Source organism: Streptomyces sp. NPDC093801 (assembly GCF_040701585.1).
In the GTDB taxonomy this organism is placed as follows: Bacteria; Actinomycetota; Actinomycetes; order Streptomycetales; family Streptomycetaceae; genus Streptomyces.
On the sequence record NZ_JBFBDP010000044.1, the window covers coordinates 46,353 to 66,345 of the forward strand.

18 protein-coding genes and 1 pseudogene are annotated in these 19,993 nt (G+C 71.9%); 11 read left to right on the plus strand and 8 right to left on the minus strand.

Annotated elements, in window-relative coordinates:
* The first annotated feature begins 1 nt into the window (after position 1).
* Genes nuoI through nuoN form a run of 6 tightly spaced genes read left to right on the plus strand, consistent with a single transcriptional unit; the run spans position 2 to position 6,944 of the window.
* Positions 2 to 622 (plus strand): NADH-quinone oxidoreductase subunit NuoI, encoded by a 621-nt coding sequence (gene nuoI / locus AB0469_RS35690; RefSeq protein ID WP_366455687.1) that lies wholly within the window; start codon positions 2 to 4, stop codon positions 620 to 622.
* The gene (locus tag AB0469_RS35695) at positions 619 to 1,449 is read left to right on the plus strand and encodes an NADH-quinone oxidoreductase subunit J (RefSeq protein WP_366455688.1); all 831 of its coding nucleotides are present in this window, start codon (positions 619 to 621) and stop codon (positions 1,447 to 1,449) included. Before nuoI ends, AB0469_RS35695 begins: the two co-directional genes overlap by 4 nt.
* Entirely contained in the window at positions 1,446 to 1,745 is a 300-nt protein-coding gene (gene nuoK, locus AB0469_RS35700; RefSeq protein ID WP_042815878.1) for an NADH-quinone oxidoreductase subunit NuoK, read from the plus strand. Before AB0469_RS35695 ends, nuoK begins: the two co-directional genes overlap by 4 nt.
* A 12-nt stretch (positions 1,746 to 1,757) precedes the next feature.
* The gene (nuoL, locus tag AB0469_RS35705) at positions 1,758 to 3,698 is read left to right on the plus strand and encodes an NADH-quinone oxidoreductase subunit L (RefSeq protein ID WP_366455689.1); all 1,941 of its coding nucleotides are present in this window, start codon (positions 1,758 to 1,760) and stop codon (positions 3,696 to 3,698) included.
* 1 nt (position 3,699) lies between these two features.
* Complete coding sequence (locus tag AB0469_RS35710; RefSeq protein ID WP_366455690.1) at positions 3,700 to 5,292, plus strand: NADH-quinone oxidoreductase subunit M; 1,593 nt, start codon at positions 3,700 to 3,702, stop codon at positions 5,290 to 5,292.
* Complete coding sequence (gene nuoN, locus AB0469_RS35715; RefSeq protein WP_366455692.1) at positions 5,289 to 6,944, plus strand: NADH-quinone oxidoreductase subunit NuoN; 1,656 nt, start codon at positions 5,289 to 5,291, stop codon at positions 6,942 to 6,944. The genes AB0469_RS35710 and nuoN overlap by 4 nt, the downstream gene beginning before the upstream one ends.
* A 63-nt stretch (positions 6,945 to 7,007) precedes the next feature.
* Here the strand turns inward: nuoN and AB0469_RS35720 are convergent, their stop codons facing one another.
* From AB0469_RS35720 to fahA, 3 genes are all read right to left on the minus strand, one after another.
* Positions 7,008 to 7,622 (minus strand): hypothetical protein, encoded by a 615-nt coding sequence (locus tag AB0469_RS35720; RefSeq protein WP_366455693.1) that lies wholly within the window; start codon positions 7,620 to 7,622, stop codon positions 7,008 to 7,010.
* A 111-nt stretch (positions 7,623 to 7,733) separates the two neighbouring features.
* Complete coding sequence (locus AB0469_RS35725; protein WP_366455694.1) at positions 7,734 to 8,357, minus strand: hypothetical protein; 624 nt, start codon at positions 8,355 to 8,357, stop codon at positions 7,734 to 7,736.
* Positions 8,358 to 8,554: 197 nt separating this feature from the next.
* A complete protein-coding gene (gene fahA / locus AB0469_RS35730; protein WP_366455695.1) occupies positions 8,555 to 9,784 on the minus strand; it encodes a fumarylacetoacetase in 1,230 nt (409 codons plus the stop codon).
* A gap of 141 nt (positions 9,785 to 9,925) precedes the next feature.
* Between fahA and AB0469_RS35735 the strand changes: the two genes are divergently transcribed.
* Positions 9,926 to 10,732, plus strand: coding sequence for an HAD family hydrolase (locus AB0469_RS35735; protein ID WP_042809327.1), 807 nt, complete (start codon positions 9,926 to 9,928; stop codon positions 10,730 to 10,732).
* 46 nt (positions 10,733 to 10,778) lie between these two features.
* Here AB0469_RS35735 and AB0469_RS35740 read toward each other — a convergent pair whose 3' ends face one another.
* Positions 10,779 to 12,779 carry a CocE/NonD family hydrolase gene (locus tag AB0469_RS35740; protein ID WP_366455696.1) on the minus strand — a complete coding sequence of 667 codons (2,001 nt, stop codon included), beginning with the start codon at positions 12,777 to 12,779 and terminating at the stop codon, positions 10,779 to 10,781.
* Between the two features lie 260 nt (positions 12,780 to 13,039).
* On the opposite strand from AB0469_RS35740, the gene AB0469_RS35745 reads away from it, so the two are divergent.
* The 4 genes from AB0469_RS35745 (at position 13,040) to AB0469_RS35760 (ending at position 16,165) form a co-directional block, all read left to right on the plus strand.
* Positions 13,040 to 14,050, plus strand: a complete 1,011-nt coding sequence (locus AB0469_RS35745; protein ID WP_366455697.1) for a polyprenyl synthetase family protein — start codon at positions 13,040 to 13,042, stop codon at positions 14,048 to 14,050.
* 228 nt (positions 14,051 to 14,278) lie between these two features.
* Positions 14,279 to 15,478: a sigma-E factor regulatory protein RseB domain-containing protein gene (locus tag AB0469_RS35750; protein WP_366455698.1), complete on the plus strand. Its 1,200-nt coding sequence runs from the start codon at positions 14,279 to 14,281 to the stop codon at positions 15,476 to 15,478.
* Between the two features lie 97 nt (positions 15,479 to 15,575).
* On the plus strand, positions 15,576 to 15,779 hold the full coding sequence (locus AB0469_RS35755) for a ribbon-helix-helix domain-containing protein (RefSeq protein ID WP_237293031.1): 204 nt from the start codon (positions 15,576 to 15,578) through the stop codon (positions 15,777 to 15,779).
* A complete protein-coding gene (locus AB0469_RS35760; protein ID WP_366455699.1) occupies positions 15,776 to 16,165 on the plus strand; it encodes a hypothetical protein in 390 nt (129 codons plus the stop codon). Before AB0469_RS35755 ends, AB0469_RS35760 begins: the two co-directional genes overlap by 4 nt.
* Here the strand turns inward: AB0469_RS35760 and AB0469_RS35765 are convergent.
* The 4 genes and pseudogenes from AB0469_RS35765 to AB0469_RS35780 all read right to left on the minus strand — a co-directional run.
* Complete coding sequence (locus AB0469_RS35765) at positions 16,155 to 17,501, minus strand: M28 family metallopeptidase (protein ID WP_366455700.1); 1,347 nt, start codon at positions 17,499 to 17,501, stop codon at positions 16,155 to 16,157. The two genes, AB0469_RS35760 and AB0469_RS35765, sit on opposite strands and share 11 nt — an antisense overlap.
* A gap of 236 nt (positions 17,502 to 17,737) precedes the next feature.
* Positions 17,738 to 18,718 (minus strand): EamA family transporter RarD, encoded by a 981-nt coding sequence (gene rarD / locus AB0469_RS35770; RefSeq protein ID WP_366455701.1) that lies wholly within the window; start codon positions 18,716 to 18,718, stop codon positions 17,738 to 17,740.
* Between the two features lie 123 nt (positions 18,719 to 18,841).
* Positions 18,842 to 19,696 (minus strand): SDR family oxidoreductase, encoded by an 855-nt coding sequence (locus tag AB0469_RS35775; protein ID WP_366455702.1) that lies wholly within the window; start codon positions 19,694 to 19,696, stop codon positions 18,842 to 18,844.
* Between the two features lie 149 nt (positions 19,697 to 19,845).
* Positions 19,846 to 19,993 (minus strand): annotated as a pseudogene (locus AB0469_RS35780) (2-oxoacid:ferredoxin oxidoreductase subunit beta); the annotation flags it as partial.

The window sequence follows — 19,993 nt, forward strand, 5'->3', positions numbered from 1 at the left end:
CGTGTCTGACGAGAAGTCCGAAAAGTGGCAGAACCCGGTGGCCGGCTTCGGCGTGACCTTCAAGGCCATGTTCAAGAAGCGCCTCACCGAGCAGTACCCGGAGCAGGAGAAGACCACCGCCCCGCGGTTCCACGGACGGCACCAGCTCAACCGGCACCCCGACGGCCTGGAGAAGTGCATCGGGTGCGAGCTGTGCGCCTGGGCCTGTCCCGCCGACGCGATCTACGTGGAGGGCGCGGACAACACCGACGAGGAGCGCTACTCCCCGGGCGAGCGGTACGGGCGGGTCTACCAGATCAACTACGCCCGCTGCATCCTGTGCGGGCTCTGCATCGAGGCGTGCCCGACCCGGGCGCTGACCATGACGAACGAGTTCGAACTGGCCGACGCCAGCCGCGAGTCGCTGATCTACACCAAGGAGCAGCTCCTCGCCGGGCTGACCGAGGGCATGGTCGACAGCCCGCACTCGATCTTCCCGGGCATGGACGAGCAGGACTACTACCGGGGTCTGGTGACGGGCGCGGCGCCCGGGACCGAGCGGCAGGTGGCGGTCTCCAAGGGCGAGGTCCCGCAGGAGTCCGCCGCTTCCGGGCCCGCTTCCGAGAAGGCGGCCGGCCGATGAGCGCCCTCCTGACCACCGCGGCCTCCGCCACCACGACGTCGACGGGCGAGGCCATCCAGTTCTGGGTGCTCGCCGCCGTCGCCGTCGTCGGCGCGCTGTGCACCATCCTGATGAGGAAGGCCGTGCACAGCGCCCTGTGCCTGGCCGGGACGATGATCGTCCTGGCGGTCTTCTACCTCGCCAACGGGGCGTACTTCCTGGGCGTGGTCCAGGTCATCGTCTACACCGGCGCCATCATGATGCTGTTCCTCTTCGTGGTCATGCTCGTCGGCGTCACGGCGGCGGACTCGCTGAAGGAGACCATCAAGGGGCAGCGCTGGATGGCCGCCCTGTGCGGGCTCGGCTTCGGCATCCTGCTGATCGCCGGCCTCGCCAACGCCGGGCTGACCCACTTCAACGGCCTCGGCCGGGTCAACTCCGCGGGGCACGTCGAGGGCCTGGCCCAGCTGATCTTCACCCGGTACATCTTCGCCTTCGAGATCACCGGCGCCCTGCTGATCACGGCGGCCGTCGGCGCGATGGTCCTCACCCACCGCGAGCGCACCGAGCAGGCCGCCACCCAGCGCGAGCTCTCCGAGCGGCGCGTGCGCGAGGGCGTCCAGGTCCCGCCGCTGCCGGCCCCCGGCGTCTACGCCCGGCACAACGCCGTGGACGTCGCCGGCCTGCTCCCGGACGGCTCCCCGTCCGATCTGACCGTCAGCAAGACGCTGCGCGCCCGCGGCCAGATCCGCGACGTGTCCGGCCAGGCCCTGGACGACCTCAAGGCGCTGGAGCAGCGCTCCGCGGAGCGCCTGGGCCGCGACTCCCGTGAGGAGGCCTCGAAGTGAATCCGGTCAACTACCTGTACCTGGCCGCCCTGTTGTTCACCATCGGCGCGGTCGGCGTGCTCATCCGGCGGAACGCGATCGTGCTGTTCATGTGCATCGAGCTGATGCTCAACGCCTGCAACCTCGCGTTCGTGGCCTTCTCCCGGATGCACGGCAACCTCGACGGCCAGATCATCGCCTTCTTCACGATGGTCGTCGCCGCCGCGGAGGTCGTGGTGGGCCTCGCGATCATCGTGTCGCTGTTCCGTACCCGCCACTCGGCCTCGGTCGACGACGCCAGCCTGATGAAGCTGTAAGGGGCCTTCACAGTGGAGAATCTGATTGCGCTGCTGGTGGCGGCGCCCCTGTTCGGAGCGGCGGTGCTGCTCTGCGGCGGCCGGCGCCTGGACAAGGCCGGCCACTGGCTGGGGACCCTGTTCGCCGCGGTCGCCTTCGTCATCGCCGTGGTCCTCTTCGTCGACATGCTGGGCCGCGGTGCCGACGACCGCACGCTCCACCAGTTCCTGTACACCTGGGTGCCGGTGGAGGGCTTCCAGGCGGACATGGCCTTCCGGCTCGACCAGCTGTCGATGACCTTCGTCCTGCTGATCTCCGGGGTGGGCACGCTCATCCACGTGTACTCGATCGGGTACATGGAGCACGACGAGCGCCGCCGGCGCTTCTTCGGCTACCTCAACCTGTTCCTCGCGGCGATGCTGCTGCTCGTCCTCGCCGACAACTACCTGCTGCTGTACTTCGGCTGGGAGGGCGTCGGCCTCGCCTCGTACCTCCTGATCGGGTTCTGGCAGCACAAGCCCAGCGCGGCCACCGCCGCGAAGAAGGCCTTCCTGGTCAACCGGGTCGGGGACATGGGCCTGTCGATCGCCATCATGCTGATGTTCACCACCTTCGGGACCTTCGCCTTCGGGCCGGTCTTCGCGAACACCGGCAAGGCCTCCGAGGGCATGCTGACGGCGATCGGCCTGATGCTCCTGCTGGCGGCCTGCGGCAAGTCGGCGCAGGTGCCGCTGCAGTCCTGGCTCGGTGACGCGATGGAGGGCCCGACCCCGGTCTCGGCCCTGATCCACGCGGCGACCATGGTGACGGCGGGCGTGTACCTGATCGTCCGCTCCGGCGCCGTCTTCAACGGGGCGCCCGACGCCCAGCTGGTGGTCGCCGTCGTCGGCGCGGTCACACTGCTCTTCGGTGCGATCGTCGGTTGCGCGAAGGACGACATCAAGAAGGCCCTCGCCGGGTCGACGATGTCGCAGATCGGCTACATGGTCCTGGCCGCGGGCCTGGGCCCGATCGGCTACGCCTTCGCCATCATGCACCTGGTGACGCACGGCTTCTTCAAGGCCGGCCTCTTCCTCGGCGCGGGTTCCGTCATGCACGGGATGAACGACGAGGTGGACATGCGCAAGTACGGCGGCCTGCGCACCTACATGCCGATCACCTTCGTCACCTTCGGCCTCGGCTACCTCGCCATCATCGGCTTCCCCGGCCTGTCGGGCTTCTTCTCCAAGGACAAGATCATCGAGGCGGCCTTCGCGAAGGGCGGCACCGAGGGCTGGATCCTCGGCGCCACCGCCCTGCTGGGCGCGGCCATCACCGCCTTCTACATGACCCGCGTCATGATCATGACCTTCTTCGGCGAGAAGCGCTGGCAGCCCGCCCCCGCCGCGGACGCGGAGCCGGGCGTCGAGCCCGCCGCCGGGCACCACGCCGGAGAGCTGCCCCACCCGCACGAGTCCCCGAAGTCCATGACCTTCCCGATGATCGTGCTGGCCTTCGGCTCGGTCTTCGCCGGCGCCTTCTTCGTGATCGGCGACCGCTTCGTGGACTGGCTGGAGCCCGTCACCGGGTACTCGCACGGCAACTCGCCCGTCAGCGCCCTCACGGTGACGGCGGCCACGATGGTGGCCCTCGTCGTCGGCGTCGCCATCGCCTGGGCGATGTACGGCCGCCGGCCCGTCCCGGTGACCGCCCCGCGCGGCTCCTTCGCCACCAGGGCGGCCCGCCGGGACCTGTACCAGGACGACTTCAACCACGTCGTTCTCGTGCGCGGCGGGGAGCACCTGACCCGCTCGCTCGTGTACGTCGACCACAGCCTGGTCGACGGCGTGGTCAACGGGACGGCCGCCTCGGTCGGCGGGCTCTCGGGCCGGCTGCGCAAGCTGCAGAACGGCTACGCCCGCAGCTACGCGGTCTCGATGTTCGGGGGGACGGCGATCCTGATCGCCGCGACCCTGCTGATGAGGGCGGTGTGACATGACCTTCCCGCTTCTGACGGTGACGGCCGCGGTCCCCGCGGTCGGCGCGGTCCTCACCGCCGCCGTCCCGGCCAAGCAGCGGACCGCCGCCAAGTGGCTCGCGCTGCTCTTCTCGCTGGCGACCCTGGCCCTGGCCGTGCTCGTCGCGGTCCGCTTCGAACCCGGTGGCGCGCGCTACCAGCTCACCGAGTCCCACGCCTGGATCCCCGACTTCGGGGTCCGCTACGAACTGGGCGTGGACGGCATCGGGGTGGCGCTCATCGCGCTCACCGCGCTGCTGATCCCGTTCGTGATCGGGGCCGGCTGGAACGACGCCGACCCCCTGGAGACGAACTCTTCCCGCTGGCGCCCCACCCAGGGCTTCTTCGCCCTGATCCTGATGGTCGAGGCGATGGTGGTGATCTCCTTCGAGGCCACCGACGTCTTCCTCTTCTACGTCTTCTTCGAAGCCATGCTCATCCCGATGTACTTCCTCATCGGCGGCTTCGGGGACCGGGCCCACGCGGGCACCGACGAGAACGCCGCCGCCCAGCGCTCCTACGCCGCGGTCAAGTTCCTCCTCTACAACCTGGTCGGCGGCCTGATCATGCTCGCCGCCGTCATCGGGCTGTACGTGGTCGCCGGGAACTTCTCGCTCCAGGAGATCACCGCCGCCCGCGCGGCGGGCACCCTGGACATGGCGACCAACACCGAGCGGCTGCTCTTCCTCGGCTTCTTCTTCGCCTTCGCGGTGAAGGCCCCGCTGTGGCCGCTGCACACCTGGCTGCCGAACGCCATGGGCGAGGCCACCGCCCCGGTCGCCGTGCTGATCACCGCGGTCGTCGACAAGGTCGGCACCTTCGCGATGCTCCGCTTCTGCCTCGGGCTCTTCCCGGAGGCCAGCCGGTGGGCCACCCCGGTGATCCTCGTCCTGGCCCTGATCAGCATCGTCTACGGCGCGCTGCTCGCGGTCGGGCAGCGCGACATCAAGCGGCTGGTGGCGTACGCGTCCATCTCGCACTTCGGCTTCATCATCCTGGGCATCTTCGCGATGACCTCCCAGGGGCAGTCGGGCGCGACGCTGTACATGGTCAACCACGGCCTCTCGACGGCGGCGCTGATGCTGGTCGCCGGCTTCCTGATCTCCCGGCGCGGCTCGCGGCTCATCGCCGACTACGGCGGCGTCCAGAAGGTGGCCCCGGTCCTCGCCGGCACCTTCCTGATCGGCGGCCTCGCCACCCTCTCCCTGCCGGGGCTGGCTCCCTTCGTCAGCGAGTTCCTGGTGCTGGTCGGCACCTTCGCCCGGTACCCGGCCGTCGGCATCATCGCCACCATCGGCATCGTGCTGGCCGCGCTGTACACCCTGGTCCTGTACCAGCGGACCATGACCGGCCCCGTGAAGCCGGAGGTCCGCACCCTGCCCGACCTGCGCGCGCGGGAGCTCCTGGTGGTCGCCCCGCTGATCGTGCTGCTGATCGGACTGGGCGTCTACCCGAAGGTGCTGACGGACATCGTCAACCCGGCGGTGCAGTACTCGCTGTCGGACGTGAAGCAGACGGACCCCAAGCCTGAGGTCGCCGTCGAAGCCAAGAACGGGGAGGCGGTCAAGTGAGCACCGCGACTGCTGCCCAGGGCCTGCTGACACTGGCGGCCAACGGTCCGGCCGACAGGATCCCGGCCCCGCACATCGAGTACGCGCAGCTCGCGCCCACGCTGATCGTGGTGGGCGCGGCCGTCCTCGGCGTCCTCGTCGAGGCCTTCGTCCCGCGCAGGTCCCGCTACCACCTCCAGGTGTTCCTCTCCGTCGCCGCGCTGGCCGCGGCCTTCGCGGCGGTCGTCGGCCTCGCGGCCGGCGGGTACGGGAACACCAAGGCCCACATCGCGGCCATGGGCGCCATCGCCGTCGACGGCCCGGCGCTGTTCCTCCAGGGCACCATCCTGCTGGCCTCGATCGTGGCCGTGTTCACCTTCGCCGAGCGCCGCCTCGACCCGAAGGCGCACGGCAACCGGGTGGACTCCTTCGCCGCCCAGGCCGCGTCCGTACCGGGCAGCGACAGTGAGAAGGCCGCGGTCAAGGCCGGGTTCACCACCACCGAGGTGTTCCCGCTCACCCTGTTCGCCATCGCCGGGATGCTCATCTTCCCGGCGGCCGACGACCTGCTGACCCTGTTCGTCGCCCTGGAGGTCTTCTCCCTCCCGCTCTACCTGCTCTGCGCCGTCGCCCGCCGCCAGCGGCTGATGTCGCAGGAGGCGGCCGTCAAGTACTTCCTGCTCGGCGCCTTCTCCTCGGCGTTCCTGCTCTTCGGCATCGCCCTGCTCTACGGCTACGCGGGCTCCGTCTCGTACGCCGTGATCGCCGACGTCGTGGACGGCACCGTCTCCACCGTCGACCCGGCGCTGGCCTCCACCATGGGCAACGACGCGCTGCTGCTGATCGGCGGCGCGCTGATCCTCATGGGCCTGCTCTTCAAGGTCGGCGCGGTCCCCTTCCACATGTGGACCCCGGACGTCTACCAGGGCGCCCCCACCCCCGTGACCGGCTTCATGGCCGCCGCGACCAAGGTGGCCGCCTTCGGCGCCCTGCTGCGCCTGCTCTACGTGGTCCTGCCCGGGCTGCGCTGGGACTGGCGGCCGGTGATGTGGGGCGTCGCGATCGTCACGATGCTCGCGGGCGCGGTGATCGCCGTGACCCAGACCGACGTGAAGCGGCTCCTGGCGTACTCCTCGATCGCACACGCCGGGTTCATCCTGGCCGGTGTGATCGCCACGTCGGCGCAGGGCATCCAGTCCGTCCTCTTCTACCTGGGGGCCTACTCCTTCGTGACGATCGGCGCGTTCGCGGTGGTCACGCTGGTCCGCGACGCGGGCGGCGAGGCCACGCACCTGTCGAAGTGGGCCGGGCTGGGCCGGCGTTCGCCGCTCACCGCGGCGGTCTTCGCGGTGTTCCTGCTGGCCTTCGCCGGCATCCCGCTGACCTCGGGTTTCGCCGGGAAGTTCGCCGTGTTCAAGGCGGCGGCGGAGGGCGGTGCCGGGGTGCTGGTCGTCGTCGGTGTCATCTCGTCGGCGATCGCCGCGTTCTTCTACATCCGGGTGATCGTCCTGATGTTCTTCAGCGAGCCGAAGGCCGACGGGCCGACGGTGGCGGTGCCCTCGCCGCTGACGATGACCACCATCGCGGTCGGTGTCGCCGTCACGCTGGTGCTGGGCCTGGCACCGCAGTACTTCCTGGAGCTGGCCGGACACGCGAGCACCTTCGTGCGCTGACCCCGCGCGGACCACGGGCCCGGCTCCCCCTCGGGGAGCCGGGCCCGTGTGCGTCCGGGCCGCCTAGCCGTGGTGGGCGTGGGCCGGGCCGGCGGGGGTGGCGGCGCTGGTCGCGGGACACTTGAGGGCCGTGTTCCAGTTGTGGAAGCGGCCCGCCGGGTTGTCCTTGTACGCCCACATGTGCAGGTCGTAGTGCTTGGGCATGCCCGCCCAGTGGCCGGGCATCGGCCCGTCGAAGGGCAGGCCGAACATCGACGGGCGGTCGTCCTTCGTCGTCAGGTCCTGGTCCCGGTCGCGGACCATCCACTCCACGGTCTGGAGCCTGCGCCGGCCGTTGCGGTCCTTCTCGGTGCTGTAGAGGAGCGCGGTCGGCCTGGCGGGGTCCGTCGAACCCCAGTTGGCCTCCTTGACGTAGTGGTAGCCCATGGAGCCCGCGCCGAAGGGGTTAGTCATGCACTCCTGGCCGTGCGGGACGTATCCGTCCTTGATCGCTTCCCGCTCGTCCACGTACTTGGCGGTCACCGCCATGGCCGTGGCCATGTCGCGCATCGCCTTCACGTCGTGCGGGTCGGGCGCCGGACCGTCCACGGCGTGGGCCGGGGGGAGGGCGGCCAGGACGACGGACGCCCCGGCGACGGCACAGGCGGACAGGGCCGTGAGGCCGCGGGCTACGGGCATGGGAGCTCCTGGTGCTCGGGGGTCCCGGAGGGGCTGTCGTTCCACCATCCCGGCGGTGCGCGGGCCGTGCACGCGGCGGGCCGCCGAACGGGGGCCGCCGAACGGGGGCGGCTACGGGGAGGTGGCCGCGGGGGAGGGGGTGGCGGGGGAGGGCGTGGCCGCCGGGGCGACCGGGCGGGGGCGGGTGGTGCCGGGGCGGCAGACGACGCGCGGGTTGAACGGCTCGAAGCGGCCGGCCGGGTTGTCCTTCCACAGCCACAGGTGCAGCGAGTAGTGCACCTTCTGCCCCTTGTAGCGGGCCGGCAGCGGACCGCGGAACGGCTCGCCGAAGAGGGAGGGCCGGTCGTCGTCGGTGTCCAACCGGCCGTCCTTGTCGACGACCATCCATTCGAGCCCCACCAGGTTCCAGCGGCCCTTGCCGTCGCCCTCGTAGAGCAGGGCGGTGGGCTTCCCCGGGTCCACGGAGCCGTCGTAGGCGTGGTTGAAGTGCGGGTAACCCAGCGCGCCCGGACCGCCGTTCGGGTCCACGACGCAGTACTGGTCGGGCACGTAGCCGGCCTCGACGCCGGCGCTGTGGCGGTGGTACTTCGCGGTCGCCCGGTAGGCCAGGGCCAGTTGGGCGGAGGGTGTCAGCCGGGGGGCGGGCGCGGCGGCCGCGGGAGCCGACGGCGCGGCCGCCAGGGTCGCGGCCGCCGCGAGGGCGAGGGGGGCGATTCTTCCGGTACGAGGGGACATGCAGGCAGCGTCACCTCGGCGCCGGGGGGCCGCCACTCGGGCGGCGCGGGCGGCGTACGCCGCCCCCGCGCGGGGCCGCGGCGGCGCCGCGGGGTCCGCGGGGGTGGCGGCAGGGGCGCGACCTGCGGATGCGCCGGGGTGGTGCGGCGGGGTGGCGGGAGGGCCCGCCACCCCGCCGATCGTGTGGCGACCGGTGGCTACGGGCGGGCGGCGGCGATGCGGCCGGTGACCTCGCCGAGGCCGACGCGGGTGCCGTCGGGGCCGGGGGCCCAGGCGGTCAGGGTGACGGTGTCGCCGTCCTCCAGGAAGGTGCGCTTGCCGTCGGCGAGCTCGACGGCGTCGCGGCCGTTCCAGGTGAGCTCCAGCAGCGAGCCGCGCTGGTCGACCTCCGGGCCGCTGACGGTGCCGGAGCCGAACACGTCGCCGGTGCGCAGGGAGGCGCCGTTGACGGTCATGTGGGCCAGCTGCTGGGCGGCGGTCCAGTACATGGAGGCGAACGGCGGCCGGGCCACCTCCTGCCCGTTGATGGACACGGTGATGTGCAGGTCGAAGCCGCCGGGGCGGTCGGTGGCGGAGTCGTCGAGGTAGGGCAGCAGCGGGAAGTCCCGGGCGGGCGGGGCCACGCGGGCCGCGTCCAGGGCCTCCAGGGGGGTCACCCAGGCCGAGACGGAGGTGGCGAAGGACTTGCCGAGGAAGGGGCCGAGCGGCACGTACTCCCAGGCCTGGATGTCGCGGGCCGACCAGTCGTTGAGGAGGAACAGGCCGAAGACGTGCTCCTCGAAGTCGGCGAGGGCGACCGGACGGCCCAGCTCCGATGGGGTGCCGACGACGAAGCCGACCTCGGCCTCGATGTCCAGCTTCACCGACGGGCCGAAGACGGGGGCCGGGTCGGTGGGCGCCTTCCGCTGGCCGCAGGGGCGCGCGACGTCGGTGCCGGAGACGACGATCGTGCCCGAGCGGCCGTGGTAACCGATCGGCAGGTGCTTCCAGTTGGGGGTGAGCGCGTCGCCGTCCGGCCGGAAGATGCGGCCGACGTTGGTGGCGTGGTGCTCGCTCGCGTAGAAGTCGACGTAGTCCGCGACCTCGTACGGCAGGTGCAGCTCGACCCCGTCCAGCGGCAGCAGGTGCGGCTCCACCGTCCCGCGGTGGCCGGGGTCGGTGACCCAGGCGGTCAGCGCGCGGCGCACGTCGCGCCAGGCGGTGCGGCCGGCGGCGAGCAGCGGGTTGAGGGAACCCTGGGCGAGCAGCCCGGCGTACGGGGACCCGAGCGCGACGGCCACGGCCCCCGCGTCGAGCACGTACCCGCCGATCCGCACGCCGACCCGGCGGCGCTGCGGCTCCTGCGGGGTGGAGAAGACACCGTACGGGAGGTTGTGCGGCCCGAACGGGTCGCCCTCGGGGACATCGAGGGGGCTCTGCTGGGGCATGGGGTACTGCCTCGCTTTCGACGCGGTCCGGGGGTGTCCCGGGGGCTGGCTGACACGTTACGTGGCGCATGGGGTCTGTGGGAGGCCGGATTCGGGCGCTATTTGTAGGACTTGTCCAAGGGGGTCCGTATCCTTGGCGCCGTGACTTCCGCCCTCCCCTATGCCTTGATCGCCACCGACCTGGACGGGACTCTGCTGCGCGCCGGTGACACCGTCTCCGCCCGCTCCTGCGCGGCGCTCGCGACGGCGCGCACGGCCGGCGCCCGCCACATCGTCGTCACCGGACGCCCGGTCCCCCAGATCCGGCACGTCCTGGACGACCTTGGGTACACGGGGCTCGCGGTGTGCGGGCAGGGCGCGCAGGTGTACGACGCGGCGCGCGGACTGCTGCTGCACTCCGTCTCCATGGACCGGGGGCTGGCCGAGATGGCCCTCGGCAAGATCGAGGCGGAGATCGGCGAGGTGTACACGGCGGTCAACCAGGAGGGCCTGGACGCGGAGATGCTGATAGGGCCGGGCTACCGGATGTGGCACCCGCACCTGCCGACGGTCCGCGTGCCCAGGCGGGAGGACCTGTGGTCGGCCCCGATCACGAAGGTGCTGCTCCAGCACCCCCGGCTGGACGACGACGAGCTGACGCGGGTGGCGCGGTCGGTGGTCGGGGACCTGGTCAACGTCACGATGGCGGGCGAGCACACGGTGGAGCTCCAGCCGCCGGGCATCGACAAGGCGAGCGGCCTGGCCCGGGCCGCGGAGGCCCTGGGCGTGGCGGCCGCGTCGACGATCGCCTTCGGTGACATGCCCAACGACGTGCCGATGTTCGCCTGGGCGGCCCACGGGGTGGCCATGGCGAACGCGCACCGCGAGCTGTTCGCCGTCGCGGACGAGGTGACGCTGTCCAACGAGGCGGACGGCATCGCGGTGGTCCTGGAGCGGCTGTACGGGTGAGGAGAGGGCGGGCCGGCTCAACGCCCCCGCCCCCGCCCCGCCGGGATCAGCCCGCTGAGCGGGGGAGGCGGCGCTGCCAGGTGCGGTGGTAGAGGACGTCGTCGGCCTCCCGGCACACCACCTCGTTCGACGTGACGAAGCCGCCCTCGTCGCACGAGATCTCGGAGCGGGTCTCGATCGTCACGTCCCAGCCCGGTTCCGGGCGGTGGAGCCGGATGCGCCAGTCGGAGCGGGTGCGGGCGGAGAGGGGGTCCGACTGCCGGATCTCGTAGACCTCGCGCGCCTCCTCCTCGCACTCCAGCCCGTCCGGGTACACCCGCGCGCCCCCGTGGCGGGGGTCCACCTCCAGGCGCCAGGTGCCGCGGGCGACGTCGCGGACCACGAGGCGCTCCGGGCGGGGGTCGTCCAGCGTGGCGGGCTGGGAGACGCCCAGGGGTTCCGCCTGCTCCGGGGCTTCGAAGACGATCCCCTCCGGGGCGGGGGAGGACGCGCGGACCGGGAGTTCCAGGGTGCTGCCCGCCGGGTCGAGGGTCCAGCCGGCCTCCGAGCCGGCCCGCGGCCAGATCCACGGCCAGTACGCCGAGGAGAGGGACAGGCGGATCCGGTGCCCGGGCGGGAAGCGGTGGCCGATGCCGTTCAGCTCGAAGGTGACGTCCTCCCAGGCGCCGGCGGGCCACGGCACCGCGCGCGACCGTCCGCGGCGGGAGGAGAGGTTCAGCGTGCCCCGCGTGACCAGGGTCGAGGCCCCGTCCGGGGCCACGTCGCACAGGCGGGCGGCGACCTGCCCGTACGGGACGTCCATCCGCAGCCGCAGGGTGACCGACGGGCGGCCCAGGACCTCCACCGGCTCGGCCGCCACCGGGAACTCGAAGCAGGCCGACTTGGCGTCCTCCTCCCGCTGGTCCGGCGGCAGGTCGGCGTCGTTGCCGGAGGGCAGGAAGCGCCCGGCGTCCAGCCCGGTGTGCTGCGGGGAGGCGACGGCCACCGGCGCGCCCTGGAGGCCGTACGAGACGGGCACGATCGAGGGCGACGGCCAGGTCCTCTCGCCGACCCAGCGGCCCGGAAGCTCCTCGTACGTGGTGGCCGGCGGGTGCGAGTCGCTGATCCAGGCGCGCAGGAGGGGCTCGTCCGCGATCCCCGTGTCCGCGCCCTTGAGCCAGTGGTCCCACCAGCGCAGGGTCTCCTGGAGGAAGCCGATCGCCGGGCCCGGCGGCAGGCCGCGGTCCGGGTACTGGTGCGACCAGGGGCCGATCAGGCCCCGGACCCGGCCCGCGGGCAGGGCGGAGACCAGGCGCAGCACGGTGTCCCGGTAGGGGTCGTGCCAGCCGCCCACGGCGAGGACCGCCGCGCGGATCGCCCCGTAGTCCTCGCGGACGCTGCCGTGGCGCCAGTAGGCGTCGCGGGTCTGGTGTGCGAGCCAGGTGTGGACGGGCGGTTCCAGGCCCTCCAGCCGGTCCAGCCACTGCGCCCGCCAGCCGTCCCCGGCGTACAGGGGGTCCGGCGGGCGGGCGGCGAAGGCGAGCACGGCCGCCGACCGGGCGTGCATGTCCACGGCCAGGACCGAGCCGCCCGAGTAGTGGACGTCGTTGTCGAAGCGGTCGTCCGTCGAGCAGACGGTGACCACGGCCTTGAGGGCCTCCGGCGCGAGGGCGGCGATCCGGAGGCTGTTGGAGCCGCCCCGGGAGATGCCGAACATGCCGACGGAGCCGGTGCACCACGGCTGCGCCGCCAGCCATTCCACCACCGCGACCCCGTCGGCCGGCTCGCGCGCGTCGGACGCGTCACCGGGGCGGCCCCCGCTGCACCCGTGGCCGCGCACGTCCACCCGTACGGAGGCGTAGCCGTGTCCGGCGTACCAGGGGTGGCGCTGCGCGTCGCGCGGGGCGGTCCGGTCGGTCAGACGGGACGGCAGGTACTCCAGCAGGGCCGGGACGGGGCCGTCGGTCACCGGACGCCAGATCCGGGCGTACAGCTCCACCCCGTCGGGCATCGGGATCCGGACATCCTCGTGGGCGGTCGCGTAGGGGAACTCGGTACGGATGATCATGGGGGTTCGGCACGCTCCCTCAGCCCATGTCGGTCGCCGTTCTGGATAAAACGGATTCTCCGGCTTTTTCGCCTCTCACCGAACATACCGGTGCGCATCGGGCCGTGCGCGCGCGTCCGCCGGAGGACCTCCGGGCGGCTGCCGGGCAGGTGCTCTGCGTGATCGAAAACAGACCCGATACGCTGGCTTGAGTGATGGCAGCGACACATTGACAATCCATGTGATCGTCATCGGATCGTCAGCAGACAGGAGTACCCCTCGTGACCGTCGTCGGGCCGTTCGGACTGAGCGTGCGGGACCAGGCTCTTGAGGCCGATGTCCAGGCCGGACTGGCCGCTGTCGAAGCGGGTCTGCTGGAGGCCACCAAGAGCGAAGTCCCCTTCATCACCGAGGCCGCGCAGCACCTGGTGCGCGCCGGGGGCAAGCGGTTCCGGCCGCTGCTGGTGATGCTCGCGGCGCAGTTCGGTGACCCCTACGCACCCGGGATCGTGCCCTCCGCGGTGGTCGTGGAGCTGACGCACCTGGCCACGCTCTACCACGACGACGTCATGGACGAGGCGGACGTGCGCCGCGGGGTCGAGAGCGCGAACGCCCGCTGGGGCAACTCGGTGGCGGTCCTGACGGGTGACTTCCTGTTCGCCCGTGCGTCGCACATCCTCGCGGACCTCGGGCCCGAGGCCGTGCGCATCCAGGCGGAGGCCTTCGAGCGGCTGGTGACGGGCCAGATCCTGGAGACGGCCGGTCCGCGCGACGGCCGCGACCCCGTCGCCCACTACCTGGACGTCATCGCCGGCAAGACCGGCTCGCTGATCGCCGTGTCCGGCCGCTTCGGCGCGCTGATGTCCGGGGCCGACGAGTCGGTGGTGGACATCCTGACCCAGTACGGCGAGCGCCTCGGCACCGCCTTCCAGCTGGCCGACGACGTCCTCGACATCGCCTCCGACTCGCACGAGTCGGGCAAGACCCCGGGCACCGACCTGCGCGAGGGCATCCCGACGCTGCCCGTGCTGCGGCTGCGGGAGACGGCCGAGCGCGAGGGCCGCGCGGAGGACCTGGAGCTGGTGCGCCTGCTGGACGGGGACCTGACGGACGACGCCCGGCACGCCGAGGTGCTCGCCCGGCTGCGGGTGCACCCCGCGCTGGAGCAGGCCCGCCGCGACACGATCCAGTACGCCCAGGACGCGCGCGCCATGCTGGACCCGCTGCCCGACTGCTTCGCGAAGTCGGCCCTGGAGGAGCTGTGCGACGCGGTGGTCCACCGCGCGGGCTGACCCCCGGCGCGCCACCCCTCGTGGAACGGGCCCTCTGCTCCCGCGACCCCTACGGGTCGCGGGGCGGGGGCCCTTCCCGTGTCATCCCACGGTCGTACGCGGAGTTGATCCCGGGGACTGACGCCCCCGGGCCGCCGTTTTGGTGAGATGGATCCATCGAAACCCCACCGGATCGGGTGAGTGCGGCGGCAACGGTCGCCGCCCTGGACAAGAGGGCAGGGCTCAGAGATGGCAGCGAACACGAAGACCTCGCGCAAGGCCGCACGGTACGCCGTACCGGTCGCGGTGGCAGGGGTCGCCGCGGCGACCGTCGCGATGGTCCCGGCCTTCGCCAACGCCGGCAGTCCGGACCTTCCCAAGGTGACGGCGCAGCAGCTGATCGAGAAGGTCGCGGCCTCCGACGTGCAGACGCTCTCCGGCAGCGCGCGGATCACCACCGACCTGGGCCTGCCCACCCTGGCCTCCGGGCTGCTGGGCGGCGCCGGGGTGACGGGCGGCTCCGCCAACCCGGAGGACAAGATCGCGCAGCTGGCCAACGGCACGCACACCCTGCGCGTCGCGGCCGACGGCCCGGACCGCCAGAAGCTCACGTTCCTGGACGGCAAGGACGAGTACACCCTCGTCCACAACGGCAACGACGTCTGGGGCTACGACAGCAAGTCCCACGAGGCGTTCCACGACAAGGCCGACCGCTCCGGCCAGGACCACAAGACGGCCGACCGGCTCGCGGCCTCCCCGCAGCAGGTCGCCCAGGAGATCCTGAAGAACGCCGGCCCGACCACCGACATCAGCGTGGGCGAGACCGCGCAGATCGCCGGGCGCGACGCCTACCAGCTGGTGCTGAAGCCCAAGCAGAGCGGCTCGACCGTCGGGTCCGTCCAGATCGCGGTCGACGCGAAGAACGGCGTGCCGCTGCGGGTCCAGCTGCTGTCCAGCCAGGGCGGCAAGCCGATCGTCGAAGCCGGCTTCACCCAGGTGGACTTCGGCAAGCCGGCCGCCGACTCCTTCGCCTTCACCCCGCCCAAGGGCGCCAAGCTCACCGAGGGCGCGGCCAAGGGCAAGGACGGCCGGAACGGCAAGGACGACGAGCGCTTCAAGGCGCTGGAGTCCCTTCCGGGCTTCGGCGGGCTGGCCGGCGGACCGCAGGGCAAGGGCGACGTGAAGGTGCTCGGCGAGGGCTGGTCCACGGTCGCGCGGATCGACTCCGGCGCGGGCAGGGGCCTCAAGGACATCGAGAACGACAAGAACGCCCCCAAGGAGGCCAAGCAGTTCCTCAACTCCCTCGGGGACAAGGTCCACGGGAAGTTCGGCGAGGGCCGGGTCCTGTCGACCCGCCTGGTCAACGCGCTGATCACGGACGACGGCAAGGTCTACGTCGGCGCGGTCACCAAGGACCAGCTGGTGAAGGCGGCCGACTCCGCCAAGTAGCCGCGACGGCGCCGAGGGTGGCCCGGGACGTGTGTCCCGGGCCACCCTTGTGCCGTTCCCCTCCTGCGTACAGCGCGGCCGCTGTACCGTGAGGGACATGTCGAGACACGTCACCATCCGCCTGGACGAAGAGTTCCACGACCGCCTCAAGGCGCGAGCGGCGGCGCTGGGGACGACGGTCACCGCGCTGATCACCGAGGTCACCGAACGCGAACTCGACGAGGACCGGAAGAACTTCCTGTCCGGGATAGAGGAGTTCGCGGACCACTGGGGCTACTTCCAGGAGCGGTTCGGCCATTGAAGATCACCATGGAGTGGGCCTGGACCGCACTGGCCCACCATCTGCCGTCGGATCCCGCCGTATGGGACCCCTCCGGAGTGGCCGCCGCCGTCGCCCGGCACCAGAACGACCTGGTGCTGGTGCCCGAGCAGCCCGCCCCCGACACCGCGTGGCGGGCCGCCGCGTTCCTGCACACCCTGGCCGTCTGCCCGGCGCTGGAGTCCCCGATGAACGAGTTCTACGCGGCCGCCGCGACCCGCTCGTACCTGCGGGTGGCCGGTGCGCGGCAGCTGCCCTCGCCCGAGGAGCTCGGCGACCTGGTCGAGGACGCGAAGCTGGGCCGCGCGGACGTCTCCGCGGTCGCGCAGCAGCTCCGCGCCCTCATCCAGGAACCGGTCAGAAGGTGATCTTCCAGCTGTTGATGTAGCCGGTGTCCTGTGCCGCCACGTCCTTGACCTGGAGCTTCCAGACGCCGTTGGCCACCTCGCTGGACGCGTTCACCGTGTAGCTCGCGACCACGTTGTCGGCCGAGTCCGAGCTGGAGGAGTTCTTCAGCCGGTACGCCGTCCCGTCCGGGGCGATCAGGTCGATCACCAGGTCGCCTCGGTAGGTGTGGACGATGTTCACGTCGACCTTGGTGGTGGCCGGGGCGTTGCCGCTCACGCCGGAGACCGTGATCGGCGAGGTCGCCGCGGCGCCGGGGGAGTCCGGGACGTTCACGTCCGCGGTGTTCTCGAAGGACGGGCCCGGCGGGACCGGGACGGCCGCCCCGAGGTTCCAGATCGCGTAGGCGATGGCGTCGGAGTTGCGGTCCAGGGCGGTGTCGTTGATGTTCGCGGTGGTGTCGCAGGAGGAGTGGTAGCAGGCGTCGAAGGCCCTGCCGGAGGTGCCGCCCCACTTCTGGGCCTGCGCCGCCGTCTTGGTGTAGTCGGCGCCGGAGAACAGGCCGCCGACCGGGATGCCCGCGTTCTTGAACGGGGCGTGGTCGGAGCGTCCGTCGCCCTCGGTCTCGATCTCCGTGGGTATGTTCAGGCCCGCGAAGTACGTCTTGAAGGTCTGCTCGATGGTCGGGTCGTCGTCGTAGACGAAGTAGCCCGGGTTCGGCGAGCCGATCATGTCGAAGTTCAGGTAGCCGGAGATCTTCGACTTCTCCGCCGCCGGCAGGCTGTTCACGTAGTACTGCGAGCCGACCAGGCCCAGCTCCTCGGCGCCCCACCAGCCGAAGCGCAGGTGCTTGGTGGGCTGGAGCTGTGCGCGCGAGACGGCCAGCGCCGCCTCCAGTACGGCCGCCGAGCCGGAGCCGTTGTCGTTGATGCCGGGGCCGGCGGTCACCGAGTCCAGGTGGGAGCCGGTCATCAGGACCGAACCCGGGTCGCCGCCCGGCCAGTCGGCGATCAGGTTGTAGCCGGTGGCGCCGCTGGAGGTGAAGGTCTGGAGCGTGGTGGTGAAGCCGGCCGCGTCCAGCTTGCCCTTCACGTAGTCGATCGACGCCTTGTAGCCGGCCCGGCCGTGGGCGCGGTTGCCGCCGTTGGCGGTGGCGATCGACTGGAACTGCGACAGGTGCGCCTTGACGTTGGCCAGCGGGATGTCGGGCGGCGTCGGCGCGGCGGTGGCGGCGGTGGCGGCGGGTGCCGCGGGCGCGGCCGGCGTGGCGGCGAGCGCGGCGGGGGCGGTGGTGGCGAACAGACCGGCGACCGCGATCGCGGCCACGGCGGTCAGGCGCCGGGAGACGGACGGGCTCATGTGGGGGCTCCGGGATTCCGTGGGGGATGAACCGTCGGGGGATACGACGGAACGCATGGGAATCGTGCAGGTGAGCATTGGTGCGTCAGTGCGAGCCTGATGTTCAGCGAGAGTGTGACTGACCGTCAAGGGCGCAATCCGGTCAAGGTCGTTCGGAATACGGACGATCCCCGGTACGGGGGTCCGTACCGGGGATCGCGGGGTGTATGGGGCCCGTGGGCTGGGCCGGGGAGTGGTTACGCGGGTTCTCGGCTCGGCGCCGGTGCGGAACCGGGGGCCGCGGCCGCGGCCGCTTCACCGGCCCCGGCGCCGGCCCGGGCCAGCCGGGCCCGGGAGCGGCGGGAGGTCCGCAGCGCGTCCCAGGTCAGCACGACCAGGGCGACCCAGACCAGACCGAAGCCCGCCCAGCGCTCGGGCGGCATCGCCTCGTGGAAGTAGAGGACGCCGAGGGCGAACTGGAACACGGGGGCCAGGTACTGCAGCAGCCCCAGCGTCGACAGCGGCACCCGGATCGCGGCGGCCCCGAAGCAGATCAGCGGGATCGCGGTGACCAGCCCCGTCGACGCCAGCAGCGCGGAGTGTCCGAGCCCCTGTGAGGCGAAGGTGGAGCGTCCCTCCATCCCCAGCCAGAGCAGGTAGCCGAGCGCGGGCAGGAACAGCAGGGCCGTCTCGGCGGTCAGCGACTCCAGGCCGCCCATGTCGAGCTTCTTCTTGATCAGCCCGTACGTGGCGAAGGAGCAGGCCAGCGCCAGCGAGATCCACGGCGGCCGCCCGTAGCCCACGGCCAGCACCACGACGGCGGCGAGACCGACCCCGACCGCCGCCCACTGCGCCCGGCGCAGCCGCTCGCCGAGGACCAGCACGCCGAGCGCGATGGTGACGAGCGGGTTGATGAAGTAGCCGAGGCTGGCCTCGACGACGTGGCCGTTGTTGACCGACCAGATGTACAGGCCCCAGTTCACGCTGATCACGGACGCCGCCAGCGCGGTCAGGCCCAGCTTGCGGGGTTGGCGCACCAGCTCGGCGATCCAGCTCCAGCGCCGCAGCGCCAGGAGCGCGACGGCGACCACCGCCAGCGACCAGACCATGCGGTGCGCCAGGATCTCGATCGCCCCGGACGGCATGAGCAGCGGCCAGAACAGGGGGACCAGCCCCCACATCCCGTAAGCGCCGAATCCGTAGAGCAAACCCGTGCGCTGCTCGTTCTCCGCCTTCACGGGACCTCCAGTGCGACTTCCGGCCAATCTCACAACCTCACGAAGGTATCGCCGGACGGGGCTGCTGTCATGCCCGTTTCGGCGAGATACTCATGACATTGCGGAGTCGTCGCCGGGCCGCCCTCAGGCCAGGGCGGCCGTGATGGCCTCGGCCACCGGGGTCGTGGGGCGTCCGATCAGGCGGGCCAGGTCGCCGCTGGTGCCGGCGAGCCGGCCGCGCGAGATCGCCGCGTCGACGTCGACGAGGATCGCCGCGAAGCCCTCGGGCACCCCGGCGCCGGTCAGCACGGTCAGGTGGGTGTCGCCCGGCACCGCGGAGTACGCGACCTCGCGCCCGGACTGCCGCGCGACCTCGGCGGCGTACTCGGCCAGGCTCCAGGCGGTGTCGCCGGAGAGCTCGTAGACCCGGTTCAGGTGGCCCTCGCCGGTCAGCACCGCGGCGGCGGCCGCCGCGTAGTCGGCCCGCGCCGCGGAGGCGATCCGGCCCTCGCCCGCACTGCCGACGACCGCCCCGTGCTCGAGGACGACGGGCAGCTGCGCGGTGTAGTTCTCGTGGTACCAGCCGTTGCGCAGGAAGGTGTAGGGCAGGCCGGAGTCGAGGATCGCCTGCTCGGTGGTCTTGTGCTCGGAGGCCAGCTCGAAGTCGGCCTCGGGTCCGCCGAGGATCCCGGTGTAGGCGAGCTGGGCGACCCCGGCGGCCTCCGCTGCCTTGATCACGGCGGTGTGCTGCGGGACGCGGCGCCCGACCTCGCTGCCGGAGATCAGCAGGACCCGGTCGCCGGCCCGGAAGGCACCGGCCAGGCTCGCGGGGTCGTCGTAGTCGGCGACCCGTACGTCGATGCCGCGGGCGGCCAGGTCGGCGGCCTTCTCCTCGTTGCGTACGACGACGGCCAGCTCGGCGGCGGGGACCCGGGTCAGCAGTTCCCCGACGACGAGGCGGCCGAGGGCTCCGGTGGCTCCGGTGACGACGATGCTCATGATGCGCTCCTGTGGTGGGTGCGGGTGCTCCACTATCGTACAGAAAGCGCTAACTTTTAGAAAGTGGCAGGACGGGGGTGCGGTACGGCGAAGCCCGGACCCCGTGGAACGGGATCCGGGCTGCGTGGGTGCCGGCGGGCGGTGTCGGCTCAGCCGACCACGGTCCAGGTGTCGCTGCCGGTGAGCAGCGACGCCAGGTCCCCCTTGCCGCGCTGGTCGACGGCCTTCTCCAGCTGTTCGGCCATGAGGGTGTCGTAGACGGGGCGTCGGGTGTTGCGGAAGACGCCGATGGGGGTG